The sequence below is a fragment of the Rhodopila sp. genome (genome assembly GCF_965277165.1).
GTDB lineage: Bacteria > Pseudomonadota > Alphaproteobacteria > Acetobacterales > Acetobacteraceae > Rhodopila.
Genome location: NZ_CBDICE010000006.1, coordinates 1233913 through 1248487, shown reverse-complemented (window position 1 = coordinate 1248487; position 14575 = coordinate 1233913). Strand labels below are relative to the sequence as shown.

General features: G+C 65.2%; 11 protein-coding genes. 9 read left to right on the top strand and 2 right to left on the bottom strand.

Annotated elements, in window-relative coordinates; translation table 11 throughout:
• The 4 genes from paaK to ruvB all read left to right on the top strand — a co-directional run bounded on the left by paaK (position 1) and on the right by ruvB (position 4236).
• Positions 1–1314 carry a phenylacetate--CoA ligase PaaK gene (paaK, locus tag ACQY4Y_RS17735; RefSeq protein WP_428491912.1) on the top strand — a complete coding sequence of 438 codons (1314 nt, stop codon included), beginning with the start codon at positions 1–3 and terminating at the stop codon, positions 1312–1314.
• 5 nt (positions 1315–1319) lie between these two features.
• Complete coding sequence (locus ACQY4Y_RS17730) at positions 1320–2501, top strand: enoyl-CoA hydratase/isomerase family protein (protein ID WP_428491911.1); 1182 nt, start codon at positions 1320–1322, stop codon at positions 2499–2501.
• Positions 2502–2590: 89 nt separating this feature from the next.
• Complete coding sequence (gene ruvA, locus ACQY4Y_RS17725) at positions 2591–3202, top strand: Holliday junction branch migration protein RuvA (RefSeq protein ID WP_428491910.1); 612 nt, start codon at positions 2591–2593, stop codon at positions 3200–3202.
• Complete coding sequence (gene ruvB / locus ACQY4Y_RS17720) at positions 3199–4236, top strand: Holliday junction branch migration DNA helicase RuvB (protein WP_428491909.1); 1038 nt, start codon at positions 3199–3201, stop codon at positions 4234–4236. The genes ruvA and ruvB overlap by 4 nt, the downstream gene beginning before the upstream one ends.
• On the opposite strand, the gene ACQY4Y_RS17715 is transcribed toward ruvB, so the two are convergent.
• Positions 4233–5294 (bottom strand): lysophospholipid acyltransferase family protein, encoded by a 1062-nt coding sequence (locus ACQY4Y_RS17715; protein ID WP_428491908.1) that lies wholly within the window; start codon positions 5292–5294, stop codon positions 4233–4235. The genes ruvB and ACQY4Y_RS17715 overlap by 4 nt on opposite strands.
• Positions 5295–5428: 134 nt before the next feature.
• Between ACQY4Y_RS17715 and ACQY4Y_RS17710 the strand changes: the two genes are divergently transcribed.
• From ACQY4Y_RS17710 to ACQY4Y_RS17690, 5 genes are all read left to right on the top strand, one after another.
• The gene (locus tag ACQY4Y_RS17710) at positions 5429–7234 is read left to right on the top strand and encodes an autotransporter assembly complex protein TamA (RefSeq protein WP_428491907.1); all 1806 of its coding nucleotides are present in this window, start codon (positions 5429–5431) and stop codon (positions 7232–7234) included.
• Complete coding sequence (locus ACQY4Y_RS17705) at positions 7231–11232, top strand: translocation/assembly module TamB domain-containing protein (protein ID WP_428491906.1); 4002 nt, start codon at positions 7231–7233, stop codon at positions 11230–11232. The genes ACQY4Y_RS17710 and ACQY4Y_RS17705 overlap by 4 nt, the downstream gene beginning before the upstream one ends.
• Before the next feature lie 57 nt (positions 11233–11289).
• Complete coding sequence (locus ACQY4Y_RS17700) at positions 11290–11520, top strand: DUF3072 domain-containing protein (protein ID WP_428491905.1); 231 nt, start codon at positions 11290–11292, stop codon at positions 11518–11520.
• Positions 11521–11727: 207 nt separating this feature from the next.
• Entirely contained in the window at positions 11728–12936 is a 1209-nt protein-coding gene (locus ACQY4Y_RS17695) for a putative DNA modification/repair radical SAM protein (protein WP_428491904.1), read from the top strand.
• Positions 12933–13718, top strand: coding sequence for a TIGR03915 family putative DNA repair protein (locus tag ACQY4Y_RS17690; RefSeq protein ID WP_428491903.1), 786 nt, complete (start codon positions 12933–12935; stop codon positions 13716–13718). Before ACQY4Y_RS17695 ends, ACQY4Y_RS17690 begins: the two co-directional genes overlap by 4 nt.
• A gap of 5 nt (positions 13719–13723) precedes the next feature.
• Here ACQY4Y_RS17690 and ACQY4Y_RS17685 read toward each other — a convergent pair whose 3' ends face one another.
• Complete coding sequence (locus tag ACQY4Y_RS17685) at positions 13724–14317, bottom strand: glutathione S-transferase N-terminal domain-containing protein (RefSeq protein ID WP_428491902.1); 594 nt, start codon at positions 14315–14317, stop codon at positions 13724–13726.
• Positions 14318–14575 lie beyond the last annotated feature (258 nt).

Sequence of the window (14575 nt, the reverse complement as noted above, 5' to 3'; positions counted from 1 at the left end):
ATGTCAGACGCGGATCTTATCGGCGCCGATCCGATCGAGACCGCAAGCGTCGATGAATTGCACTCGTTGCAGCTTGCCCGGATGCGGGATGTGCTGCGCCACGCCTATGAACACGTGCCGCACACCAAGAAGCGGTTCGACGCCGCAGGCGTGCATCCCGACGATCTTCGCGGTCTTGAGGATATCGGCAAGTTTCCGCTGACCAGCAAGGATGATCTGCGACAGAACTATCCGTTCGGCATGTTCGCCATGCCGATGGACCAGATCGTTCGTATCCACGCCTCCAGCGGCACCACCGGCAAGCCGACCGTGGTCGGCTACACCAGGCACGATATCGAAACCTGGTCCCGGTTGATGGCTCGATCCATCCGTGCCGCGGGCGGCCGAGCCTCGGACAAGATCCATGTGGCCTATGGGTACGGGCTGTTCACCGGTGGTCTCGGTGCGCACTACGGCGGCGAGTGCCTCGGCGCCGCGGTCATTCCGGTGAGCGGCGGATTCACCGAGCGACAGGTGCAGATCATAAACGACTTCACGCCCGACATCATCATGGTCACGCCGTCCTACATGCTGGCCATCGCCGACGAATTCGACCGGCAGGGCCTGGATGCCAGAAATTGCAGTTTGCGTCTGGGGATTTTCGGCGCCGAACCGTGGGGCGCGGGCATGCGCGGCGAGCTCGAACGGCGGCTAAATCTGCAGGCGCTCGACATCTACGGGTTGTCCGAGGTCATGGGACCGGGCGTGGCGCAGGAATGCGCGGATTCGAAGGATGCGCTGACGATCTGGGAGGATCATTTCTACCCCGAGATCATAGATCCGACGTCCAGCGAACCGGTTGCCGAGGGCGAGATCGGCGAACTGGTCATCACCACGCTGACCAAACAAGGCATGCCGGTGATCCGCTACCGCACCCGCGATCTGACGCGGCTGCTTCCGGCGACGACGCGGGCAATGCGGCGCATCGATCGGATCAGCGGGCGAAGCGACGACATGCTGATCATCCGCGGCGTCAACGTGTTTCCCTCGAACATCGAGGCCGTCCTGGCCAAGCAGGATGAACTGGCACCGCACTACCTGCTGGAGCTGCGCCGCCCCGGCAGCCTGGACGAACTCGACGTAATTGTGGAAACCCGCGCTTCCCTGGCCGGCAAACTCAGCGCCGCAGAGCTGGCGACGTTGGAGCAGCAGGCAGAGCACTCGATCAAGGCATTCGCTGGCGTAACGACAAAGGTGCGCGTGGTCGAACCGGGGACGCTGGAACGTTCGCAGGGCAAGGCCAGGCGGGTGCTCGATCTGCGGCCGAAGGATTGAAATCCATGTTTACCGATCGTTCCGAGCGGGAGCGGTTCCTGCGGGAAAATGTCGAGGCGGTGTATGACAATTTGACCGATGGCTTCAGCCGCTTGGTGCGCATCGAGGATCTGCTACGGCGCGCCGCCGAGGAATATCCCGGGCTGGTGCCGAACGACGAACAACTTGCCGCCGAACACGCCCTGAAACTGAACGACAAGCAGGGCCTGGAGATCGATCAAAGTCTTCTGCTGGCGCATGTTCTGGCGCATCCGCGCTGCGGCACGAACCTCTGTCACGCCATGCTGCTGGCGCGGCCGGAAGCAGCGGCGGCACTGGCGACACTCGACGCACAGGGTTTCGTCGATCTCGGACCGGCCCGGGTCGAACGCCGCGGGCGTGCGGTCCATCTGCTCAGCAGCAACCCGCGCTACCTGAACGCCGAGGACCAGGGCACCATCGACGCGATGGAGATCGCGGTGGACGTCGCGACGCTGGACCCGGGCACCGATATCGCGGTGCTGCGCGGCCAGCCGGTCGAAAACGCCAAATATGCCGGCCGCCGTATCTTCGGCGCCGGGATCAATCTGACGCATTTGTATCACGGCACCATCCCCTACCTGTGGTACCTGCAGCGCGACCTGGGCTTCGTGCACAAATTCCTGCGTGGCGTCGCAACCCCGGACGCGCTGCCCGACGACGTGAACGGCGCCGGCACCGAGAAACCATGGATCGCCGCGCTCGAGGGTTTCGCGATCGGCGGCCATTGCCAGATTCTACTGACCATGGATTACGTTCTGGCAGCCGAGGACGCATTCATGACGTTGCCGGCGCGCAAGGAGGGCATCATCCCCGGCGCCGCCAACCTCCGGCTGCCCCGCTTCACCGGCGAGCGCTTGGCAAGGCAACTGATCCAGGCGGAACGGCGGCTGCTGTGCGACAGTCCGGAAGGTCGCTTGATCTGCGACGAAATCGTGCCGCCGGACGACATGGATACAGCGATCGAGCGGACAGTCGCGATGCTGTCCAGTGCCGGTTCGGTGGGCGCGATCGGCAACCGGCGCGCGTTCCGCGTCGCCGCCGAACCCCTGGACCTGTTCCGCCGCTATTGCGCCGTCTACGCGCGGGAACAGGCGGCATGCCATTTCAGTCCGGCATTGATACGAAACCTCGAGCAGAACTGGGGCGCCGGTAGCAGGGCAACGTAGCCCGACAAACCGGCGGCAATACTGTATACTAGGCCGCGGCCCGATTCGCGGCCATCGCCAAACCTCCTCTCGGCAACACCGGAAGCAGAATGATCGCCCAACTGACCGGACGGGTGGACGCGCTATCCGACGGCACCTGCGTCATCGATGTGGGTGGCGTCGGCTATCTGGTGCAGGCCTCCTCGCGCACGCTGTCGGCGCTGCCGCAACCACCGGCCGCCGCCAAGCTGCTGGTCGAAACGCATGTGCGCGAGGACGCCATCGTGCTGTACGGTTTTGCCGATTCCGCCGAACGCGACTGGTTCCGCCTGCTGACCACGGTTCAGGGCGTCGGCGGCCGAGTGGCGCTGGCCATCCTGTCGTCGCTGTCGCCGCGCGACCTGGTCGGCGCGATTGCCGCCGGCGACAAGGCCAGCCTGACCCGGGCACAGGGCGTCGGGCCGCGGCTGGCGGTTCGTCTGCTGACCGAGTTGAAGGACAAGACCGGCACCATGCCGGCACCAAGCGGCGTCATCTATACCCCGATAACGGCCGCGACGCCGGCCGACGACGCGCTGTCGGCATTGCTCAACCTGGGATACCGGCGCGCCGAAGCCCAACCGGCCGTTGCCCGTGTGCTTGAACGGCTGGGGGAAACCGCAACACTGGACGCTCTGATCCGTGACAGCCTGAAGGAACTGGCGCAGAGAACCGCGGGATGACCGAGCCCGACGACCGAGAGGTTTCCGCCGCCCGCCAGCCGGACGATGCGCCCGAGGCGTCGCTGCGGCCGCAGACATTGGCCGATTTCACCGGACAGCAGGCGTCGCGCGAAAATCTTGCGGTGTTCATCCAGGCCGCGAAGGCGCGTGGCGAATCGCTGGATCATGTGCTGCTGCATGGGCCGCCCGGTCTGGGCAAGACCACCCTGGCACAGATCGTGGCGCGTGAACTCGGGGTCGGCTTTCGCGCGACCTCGGGTCCGGTGATCGCCAAGGCCGGCGATCTCGCGGCGATCCTGACCAACCTGCAGCCCAGGGACGTGCTGTTCATCGACGAGATCCACCGGTTGCAGCCGGCAATCGAGGAAGTGCTGTACCCGGCGATGGAGGATTTCCAGCTCGACCTGATCATCGGCGAGGGGCCGGCCGCCCGCAGCGTGCGCATCGACCTGCCGCCATTCACCCTGGTCGGCGCCACCACACGCTCCGGACTGTTGGCCACGCCCTTGCGCGACCGCTTCGGCATTCCGCTTCGGCTGGTGTTCTACACGCCGGAAGAACTGCGCCAGATCATCGTCCGCGGCGCCCGCCTGCTCAGCCTGCAACTGACGGATGCCGGTGCAGCCGAGATCGCCGGCCGCTCGCGGGGGACGCCGCGCATCGCCGGGCGGCTGCTGCGCCGGGTGCGCGATTTCGCCGTGGTGCAAGGTGATAGCCCGGTCGATCGTGCCGTCGCCGATGCCGCGCTGAACCGGCTGGAGGTCGATCGTCTCGGTCTGGATGCGATGGACCGGCGGTATCTGCGCCGGATCGCCGAACATCACGGCGGCGGCCCGGTCGGGGTCGAAACCCTGGGCGCCGCTCTGGCCGAGGCACGCGATACGCTGGAGGACGTGGTCGAGCCCTACCTTATCCAAGAGGGTCTCGTGCTCCGCACCAGCCGAGGCCGGATGTTGGGAGAACCCGGCTGGAAGCACCTCGATTTGAAGCCGCCGCGCTCGGCCGCGCCATTGTTCGATATGCCGGAGAGCTAACCTGGATATTGCCGCGCCAGCCCTCGCTGCGCCAGCCCACGATCAGGCTCAACCGTTCGGGCATAAGCCGGCTCCGAGGCGGCCATCCCGGACGCCGGCTGCGCGGCCACATTCAACGGATGCGCCGGGCGGTTCTGGCGCAGTGCGGACGCTCCATCCGCAACGATTTGCCATACAGCCTGAGCCAGCGCCTTGCGGTCGCCGAAGCCGGCTGGGTCAAGTGGCGCGTGCAGCAATATCGTCGCGCGCAGCCCGGTGTATTGCGCCAGGCGCCAGAAATGCGAGGCGATGTCCATGTCGCCATACCAGGCAAAAACCGGGCGGCAGGCCCGCCCGGCCGGCAATCCGCCCAACCGGTCATACACCACCGACACCGGCTGGATCATTGGCAGGCAGGCAGGGTCGTCGGCCGCCGAAGCCGCGGCGACAGCGAAGAACGCGGTGCGAAACGGCAGCACCCGCGACCCGTCCGAGCTGGTGCCCTCGGGGAACAAGATCAGGTTGTCGCCCGCCGTCAGCGACAGGCGCATGGCATCGAGTTCCTTGACGGTGGACGCACGCGATCTCGAAACGAACACGGTTCTCCCAAGCCGCGCGATGGTGCCGATGACCGGCCAGCCCGCGACATCACCCTTGGCGACAAACCGCGCCTTCAGCGTGCCGCCCAGCACCGGGATATCGATCCATGACGAGTGGCAGGACACAAACATCACAGCGCGGCCATCGGCAGGGCCAGCCACAGTGCCGATGACGCGGACCTTGATCCCGATCAGGCGGGTCAGAATCGCCCAAAAGAACCGAGCGAAAGCCACTTTCGCGTGCCCTGGCAATATCAGGCACACGGTCTGGATCAACATCGCGGGAAGCGTCCAGACCAGGACCGCCAGGCTGCGTCGGACGCAACGCACCCGGCGGGCGAGCAGCCATCCCTCGCGGCCGTTTGGCAGTTGCAGCAGATATCCCGGTATGCGATCTGGATCGGGTAGCAGGCTCGATCGCCGGTCCAGGCGGCTTGGCCGTTCGCTTCGATCCGACTGATTGACCATGTCGATTGGCATAGCCTCGCGGGGGCGCGGGAACAATGGCGCGGGCGTGACCGGCGGGCGAAACCCGGCGCGAATGTTTGTGGAGTAGAGCTGGGTTCATGCACCGCCTTCGGACAGAGATGCCCGCCGTGTTGCGGTGGCTTGCCTTGTTTCTCGTCATCTTGACCGCGATCGTGCTGACCAGGCGCTCTCAAGGCGCCGATCCACAACCTTACGCCGTGACGCTGAAGCCGACCGGCGACAGCGCCCTCGACGCCGCGCTGAAGGGCAGTTCGACCCTGATCTCACTGCAGAAATCGGCGCCGGTCGCGGGCTTCGCGCTCACCGAACGGGCTCGTCAGGACGCCGCCCGGTTCGAAACCGCGCTGCATAGCTTCGGCTACTACAAGGCCCAGGTCACCACTACGATCGCGGGGCACCGGCTGGATGATCCGGCGCTCTCGGCGATCATCGACAGCGCTCCGGCGAAACCGCCTCTGCAGGTCGCAGTGGCGTTCGATCTCGGTCCGCGCTTCAAGCTAGGGACGGTAACGGTTTCCACCAAAGTGCCGCCAGATATTCCACCGCAGCTCGATCTCACCCCCGGCCAGCCGGCGATGGCGGCACAGATTCTTGCCGGCCAGGGCCGGTTGCTGGATGCGCTGCGTTCAGACGGTTATCCGCTGGCCAAGGTTCCGGTGCCGATTGCCACCCTGCACCTGGACCAGAATTTGTTGGATTTGGATTTCCGACCCGATGCCGGTCCGAAGGCCGATATCGGCCCGATCGAGTTCAGCGGCTTGAAGCACATGAACGAGTCCTTTGTGCGCAAGCGTCTGCTGCTGCACCAAGGCGACGATTTCAGCCCGCAGGCAATCGAGCGGGCACGCATCGACCTCTCCTCGATCGGCGTGTTCTCGGTGGTGCGGGCAATACCGGCATCGGCGCTGGATGCCGAAGGGCAACTGCCGATCAAATTCGACCTCACCGAGCGGCCGTTGCATGCGGTGGATGCGGGGGTCGCTTACTCGACCGATCTCGGCATCAATTTTTCAGCCGGCTGGCACGATCGCAACCTGTTCGGCAACGCAGAGCAGCTGAATCTGACCGCCTCCTACCAGGCGGGTGGCGACGCGATCGTACGGCCCGGCTACGCGGCCGGGGCGCAGTTCCTCAAGCCCGATTTCCTGCGTCGCGACCAGACGCTGGAGCTTGACCTGAACGCCATCAAGCAAAGCCTGCAGGCCTACGACCAGACCGCGCTGCTGGAGAAGATCGCCATCAACCGTAAACTCTCGCAGTATTGGACCGCCAGTCTGGGTCTGTCCGGAGAACAGGAATCGATCCTGCAGGAGGATGTGACGCGGCATTATAACCTGGCCGGTATCCCGGCCAGCCTGAAATACGACAGTACCAACAATCTGCTGGATCCCACCCAGGGTATCCGCGCCTTGTTGTCGATCACCCCGACCTACTCGATCGGCCCGCCAAGCGCGGGGTTCCTGATCGGCCAATTGGCCGCCTCGACCTATCTCGACGTTTTCAACGACGGGCGCAGCATTCTTGCGCTGCGTGGCCTGGTGGGCCAGGTGGCCGGTGCCGGCATCTTCGCCGTGCCGGCGGACCAGCGCTTCTACGCCGGCGGCAGCGCGACCGTGCGCGGCTACCGCTATCAGACACTGGGGCCGCAATTTCCGGACCGGATCCCAAGCGGGGGCAATGCCATCTCGACCGGGACCGTCGAGCTGCGGCAGCGTATTCTCAGCAGCTACGGCGTCGTGGGGTTCATGGACGTGGGTCAGGTCAGCGCCAACGGCGCGCCGTTCGCCGGCAACTGGCACGCCGGGGCCGGCGTCGGAGCCCGCTACTACACCCCGATCGGGCCGATCCGGCTGGACTTCGCGGTTCCGCTGAACAAGCTGCCGGGCGGTGACTCGTTCGAGGTCTATATCGGCATCGGACAGGCTTTTTGACCCGCCGCGTGCTGAAATGGCTGGCGGGAATCGCCCTGGTGCTGCTGGCACTGCCGGTGGTTCTGGTTGTCCTTGTGCTGCTGATCGCCAATGTCGATCCTGGCCGTCGCTTGATCGAGAACCAGACCGCCAGCCTGACCGGCGGCATGGTGCGGCTGCAGGGTCTGGCCGGCCGCTTCCCGGATGCGCTGCGTGTTGGTCAGATCCAGATATCGGATGCCAAGGGCCCCTACGTCACGGTTTCGAATCTGGTGCTCGACTGGTCGCCGCTGAAGCTGCTGCAGCGGACCGCTCAGGTCGACCGGCTGCAGGCCGACCGGGTGGATTTTACCCGGCTGCCACAGTCTGAAAGCAAGACGACCAGCAGCGGTTCGTTCAGTTTGCCGGTGCGGGTCGATGTGCGCCACTTGCACATCGATCAGGCAGTAATCGGTGCCCCGGTCGCCGGAGTGGCTGCCACACTGGCGGTGGACGGGGCGGCCGACCTGCCGACCTTGACCCAGGGGACGGTGCAACTCGATGTCCGGCGGCTGGACAGTCCGGGCCACTATGCGGTCAACGGGCGGGTCACCCCGGACGATATTCGCGCCACGCTGAACGCCGATGAGCCTGCCAAGGGGCTGATCTCCAGCGCCGCCCATCTGCCCGATCTCGGTGCGATCAAGATCGAGGCCTCGGTCAATGGCCCGCGCGATGCCTTGGGCACGAAAGTGGGAATAACCGCCGGGAAGCTTGCCGCGTCGGCGTCGGGTTCGGTCGATCTGGACCACGAGGCGGCGGATCTGGCGGTCAAGGCGCAGGCGCCGGCAATGGCGCCGGCCGCCGGGATCTCGTGGCAATCGGTGCTGTTGGACGCAACGGTGCATGGTCCGTTCACCAAGCCGGACGCGAACGGCACGGTCAAAATCGATTCGCTCGAAGCCGGCGGGGCGCGCATCGGTTCGCTGGCCGCCGATGTCACCGGCAATTCGGGCGCGGTCCGGCTGCACGCAACGGTGCGGGACCTGCACGTGCCGGGCCCGAAGCCGGACCTGTTCGCGGCCGACCCGGTGATCCTGGATGCGTCCGCCCGGCTCGATGAACCGGATCGACCGGTGAGCTTCAAATTGCGCCACGCCCTGGTCGCGCTCGACGGAACCGCGAACACCGGGGCCGCGCGACAGCTCCAGGCGCATTTGGTGCTGCCCGACCTGGCGCCCCTCGCGGCAGCCGCGGGCATCGACATTGCCGGCCACACCGATCTCGATATCCAGGCCGCGACGCAGGGCGGCACAACCACCGCGGCCGTGAAGGGCCGGGTCGCGATTACCGGTGGCCAGGCCCCGGCCCCCGCACTGATCGGCGACAACGCCAGCATCGATTTGGCGGCATCGATGCATGACCAGGACATCACGCTGTCCCGGCTGGCGGTGAACGGCAAGGCGCTGGCGGTGACCGCTCGGGGCGGGCTGTCCGATCAGACGGTCAACGCCGATTGGACGGTGGCGCTGGCCGACCTGGCCGCTGTCACGCCCAGCCTGGCGGGCCGCGTCGACGCCAAGGGGCACGCCGGCGGCAAGCTGAACGATCTGGCCGTGCAGGCCGATATCGGCGCCGATCTGACGGCGAAGGGCTACACCCCAAGCCATATCACCGCCAAGGTCGATGCGACCGGACTGCCCAGCCGGCCACGTGCCAGCGTGGATGCCGATGGCACGCTGCTGGATGCGCCGCTGACCCTGGCGCTAACCGCCGAGGAGGCCGACGGGGCGGCCAAGGTGAACATCGCCAAGGCGTCCTGGAAATCGCTGCAGGCCTCCGGCACCGCCAGCTTGACCCCGCCGGCGGTGGTGCCCACCGGAAACCTTAAGGTGGATCTTGGTCGGCTTGCTGACCTGCAGCCGCTGCTGGGTCGGACGTTGACCGGGCAGGCCAATGCCACGCTCGATTCCGACGACAAGCGGGCAAAACTGCTGCTGACGGTGCGCGACGCGGCGCTGCCGGGAACGGCGGCGATCAGCCGGGCGGTGCTGAACGCCACGGTTACCGATCCGAACGGACATCCTGCCCTGGACGGCATCCTTACCGCCGATGGCGTGTCAGCCGGCCCTGCCCGGTCGGTGTCAGCGAAAGCTACCGCCAAAGGCCCGATGGACGCGGTCGGCCTTACCCTCGTGGCCGATTCGCCAGACCTCGCCGGCGGCCCGGCGAAACTGAACACCGCGGGCACCCTGGATGCGACCGCCAAGACCTTGGCCCTGGCTAGAATGGAAGCCATCTGGAAACAGCAAACACTGCATCTGCTCGCCCCGGCGAAATTTGCCTTTGCCGACGGTGTTTCGATGGATCACCTGCGCCTCGGCTTTCGTCAGGCGGTGTTGACGGTGGCTGGCAGCGCCGGGTCCAAGCTCGACCTGACCGCCTCGCTGCGCAACTTGCCGGCCGATGTCGGCAGCATCATTGATCCCGCCTACGCCGCCGATGGGGTGATCGCGGCGGACGCCAGATTGACCGGCACCAGTATTCGGCCGGAGGGCACCATCAAGCTCACCGCGACAGGCGTGCGACAGCGCCAGGGGCCCGGGCAGGCGCTGCCCGCCGCCAATTTGGTGGCAAGGGCCGACCTGCACGGCACCTCGGCCCAGCTCGACACTCGGCTGACGGCGGGGCCGTCGCACGTCTCGATCACCGGGTCGGCGCCTTTGTCACAAGGTGGCCCTCTCGATCTGAAGACCGACGGCCATGTCGATCTGGCGATGCTCAATCCGCTGCTGACCGCGCAAGGCCGGCGGGCGCGCGGCGAGGTCAATCTGAATGCCACGGTGACTGGAACCACGTCGGCGCCACGGGTCAACGGAACCGCCCAACTCAGCAACGGCGATGTGACGGACTATGTGCTCGGCGCCCATGTCACCAATCTGGCAGCGCTGGTTCAGGCGACCGGCGATACCATCCGGCTGACCCGGTTCAGCGGCAAGGCCGGTCCGGGCACGCTGGGCGGCAGCGGCTCGATCAGCCTGGCGGGGTCCATGCCGGTCGATCTGCATTTCACCGCCGATAATGCTCGTCCGCTGTCCAGCGATCTGATCACCGCTTTGATCGATGCCAATCTGACGGTGCAGGGCGACGTCATGGGCGATCTGCGGGCTGGCGGCACGGTGCATGTCCGGCGCGCCGATATCCGCGTTCCGGACAAGCTGCCGCCCAGCGTCGCGGTGCTGCCGGTGCGAGACGCCAATGCGCCGCCGCCTCCGCCGCCGGAGACCGAATCGCAATCCAGGATCGCGCTCAACCTGACCCTGGATGCGCCGGAGCAGGTGTTCATCCGCGGACGTGGCCTGGACGCCGAGCTTGGCGGGGTCATCCACATCCGCGGCACCGCGGCGAAACCGGTTCCCGATGGCGGACTGCACCTGCGGCGGGGCACGCTGAGCGTGATCGGCACCACGTTGAATTTCTCCGAGGGCACTATCGACTTCAGCGGCGGCGGCCTTGCCAATCCATCGGTGCATTTCGTGGCGAATTCGACCACCGCGACGATCGTCGCCACCCTGACGGTCAGCGGCAGCGCCAAGGACCCGAAGATAACCTTGTCGAGCGTGCCCGACATGCCGCAGGACGAGATCCTGTCGCAGCTTCTGTTCGGCACCAGCACCTCGAAGCTGAGCCCGCTGCAGCTTGCCCAGATCGCCGCGGCGCTGGCCTCACTGTCGGGGGCGACCTCGGGGTTTGATCCGCTGGAGAGCCTGCGCACCACGTTCGGCCTCGATCGACTGTCGGTCGGCAGCAGCAGCACTGGAAGCCCGACGCTGGAGGCGGGACGCTATCTGACACGCGGCGTCTACCTGGGCGCCAAGCAGAGTGCGTCGGGAAGTGGCACGCAGGCGACGGTGCAGGTGGATATCACCAAGGGTCTGAAACTGGAAACGACCGCGGGTTCCGGATCGACCTCGGCAACCGGCGCGACCAGCAGCGCCGACGCCGCGAGCGTCGGGCTGACCTATCAATTCGAATATTAAATCCGCGGCAACAGATGAAACTGGGGAACAAAGAGAGATCGGCCGCGTTGCGGCTTCATGAGCGAAAACCCAAAAGCCATCAACGATCCCGCGACCCCGTCCAACGCGGAGAAAGACCCCGATGATTGGACCACCGGATCCGAGACCATGACCGGCGCGCAGGCCTCTTATCTGAAGACCCTGTGCGAGGAGGCGGGCGAAACCTTCGACCCCGGACTGACCAAGGCCGAGGCGTCCAAGATGATCGATGCGCTGCAAGCCAAGACAGGCCGCGGACGCAACCGCTGACCGACCGCGCTTGCCGACCCCACGTCGTCGACCTTCGAGACCCCTGCACCCAGCACCGATATGCTCGGCGCCGCTTGTCCGGTGTTTTCGGTCGTCCCGGTTCGTCGATCAAGCCATCGGTCAAGCATGGAAACAGCGCTTGACGGCCTTGCCATTTTCGAACATACCAAGAACGTGACGTCTACCCAATCATCGGCGCTTCCGATCATGGATAAGTTGGCGATCCTGGCCGACGCGGCGAAATATGACGCCTCGTGCGCATCGTCAGGGGCACCGAAGCGAAATTCCCGCGACGGCGCGGGTTTGGGATCGAGCACCGGAAATGGTATCTGTCATTCGTACACGCCTGACGGGCGCTGTGTCTCGTTGCTTAAAATTCTGCTGACCAACGCCTGCGTGTATGACTGCCTGTATTGCATCAACCGACAATCCTCGAACGTGCGGCGCACCCGCTTCACCGTGGACGAGGTCGTCAACCTGACGCTTGCGTTTTATCAGCGTAATTACATCGAGGGTCTGTTTCTTTCGTCCGGAATCATTCGTTCCTCGGATTATACAATGGAAAGTCTGGTCCGCGTCGCACGGACATTGCGCGAAACACATTCGTTCCGGGGATACATCCATCTCAAGACCATCCCGGATGCCAGTGCCGACCTGATCCGACAGGCCGGGCTTTATGCGGATCGGCTGTCGATCAATCTCGAGATGCCGACCACCGACGGTCTGCGGCGCTTCGCGCCGGAAAAACAGGTCCAGTCGATCCACCGCACCATGAGCGATCTGGCCCACCAGATCGCCGATGCCAAAATGGAGCCGAGGTCGCCGCAATTTTCGCCGGCGGGGCAAACCACCCAGATCATCGTCGGTGCCGACAACAGCAGTGACGCCGTGGTCCTGACCGCGGCCAATAGCCTATACGAAAAGTATCGTTTGAAACGTATCTACTACTCCGCATTCTCGCCGATTCCGGATGCCAGCCGGGCCCTGCCTGCTCGCCCGGCGCCGCTGGAACGTGAGCATCGGCTATATCAGGCCGATTGGCTGATGCGGTTCTACGAATTTTCCGCGGCCGAAATACTGGCTGGAACCAGCGACGACATGCTGGACCCCGAGATCGACCCGAAGCTCGCTTGGGCGTTACGCAACCAGGATCGTTTTCCGGTTGACGTCAATACCGCGGACCGCGAGGTGTTGCTGCGTGTCCCGGGCCTCGGTGTCCGCTCGGTTGGCCGATTGCTGAGCGCCAGGGTCCATTGCCGATTGCGCCTGGCCGACCTGAAGCGACTGGCCGGTTCGGTCCAGCGCCTGCTCCCTTTCGTCGTCGCCGCCGACCACCGACCAGTGCGGCTGCTCGACCGGACCCGGCTGCCCGCGATCATGACGTCGCGGCCGGCGCAGCTTTCGCTGTTCGGATGATCTACGCGGCAATCGTCCAACGGCCCGACGATCTCGACGAATTCCGTAGCATCGCGCGCCGGCTTCTGGCGGCCGGAGTTGCACCCGCCGGCGTTGCATGGAGCAGCGGGCAAACCGAATCGCTATTTCAACGAGCACTGCCCCAGGGCGAAAGGATCGCCGCCGTCCCGCGATCCTTCGTCACGCTTGCGTCGGCCGTCATCTGCCATCGCGATGACCAGCGCTGGTCCCTGCTGTATCAGGCGTTGTGGCGTCTCGACCGCGGCGAATCCGCGCTCATGCGGCAAGTTTCCGATCCGCTGATGCATCGGCTGCTGCGGATGGCGGACGCGGTCAGACACGATCAACACCGGATGACGGCGTTTCTGCGGTTTCGCATGGTTCGGGAAAACGACGACGAACTCTATATTGCATGGTACCAGCCCCGCCATCGCGTCCTGCGACGCACGTCCGCCTTCTTCATCGACCGCTTCGCCAACATGCGATTTTCCATCCTGACGCCGGACCTGACACTGCATTGGGACCGCCACGCCCAACGCTTCGCCCCGGGCCTGCGCCGCGAGGATGGGTCTTCGAACGACGCGGTGGAGGAGTGGTGGCGCCGCTACTACGCCGCCATCTTCAACCCGGCGCGGTCCAACGCTCGGATGATGCAAAGGCATATGCCCAAACACTTCTGGCGCGACCTGCCCGAGGCTTCGCTCATCACACAATTGGTCAACGAAGCCGCCGGCCGGACGGATCAGATGATCCGGGGCAACGCCGACAAGCGCCGGTCGTAGACCAACTACGCTGGGGCAGTCTGCGCCATGCCCTGGTTCTCGGCGAACGCCTCATACCAGGCGGACAACTTCGCGTGGCTGTTTCGCCACTCGTCTGATGCAAAACGAAAGTCCAGATAACCAAGCGCGCAGCCGACAGTGATCGAGCCGATGTCGATGTGCTTGTGCGGCGGATCCGCCTCAAGCGTATCGACTGCTCGGCCGATCGCCATCTTATAGCGGGCAATCTGGGCATCGCGGGCCGCCTCCTGCGGCCTGCCCTGCTCGCCCCGACACGGCACGGCGGCGTCCAGGATGCCGTCGCCCAGCGACTGAAACATCAGTGCCCGCCAGCGCGGAGCACCATGGGCGGGGAATAGCGGTAGCTCCTCACCCAGGCTGTCCAGATATTCGCAGATCACCTGACTGCCGAACAGCGACAATCCATCATCGGTGATCAGGCAAGGCACCTTCGATAACGGATTGTCCGCGACCAGGTCGGCCGGCGAGGCATGCGGGTTGGTCGTATGCTTCTCGATCCGGCCGTCCAGGCCGCGAAATATTGCACACGCGACGACCTTCCGAACATATGGACTGGTCGGTGAATAATAGAGCTTCACAGCCGATCGACTCCTTGATGTTCTGCCTGCGGGATTCGCCGCACAATGCGGCGGACGCAGGCAAAGCCCATTGAAACCATCGAACCGGGGGCACCGCGCGGGAAACGGCAAACGTAGGACCCCGAGGCCCTGGTGTCCCGCCCCAGAAGTTCGCCGAATTCCGCGGCGGACGTACTGGATCAGCAGACCTCTGAAAACAAAGTGCCGGTGCCACAAGGCCGATGCCCGCCTGATATCGCGAACTTCGGACTCGGGACA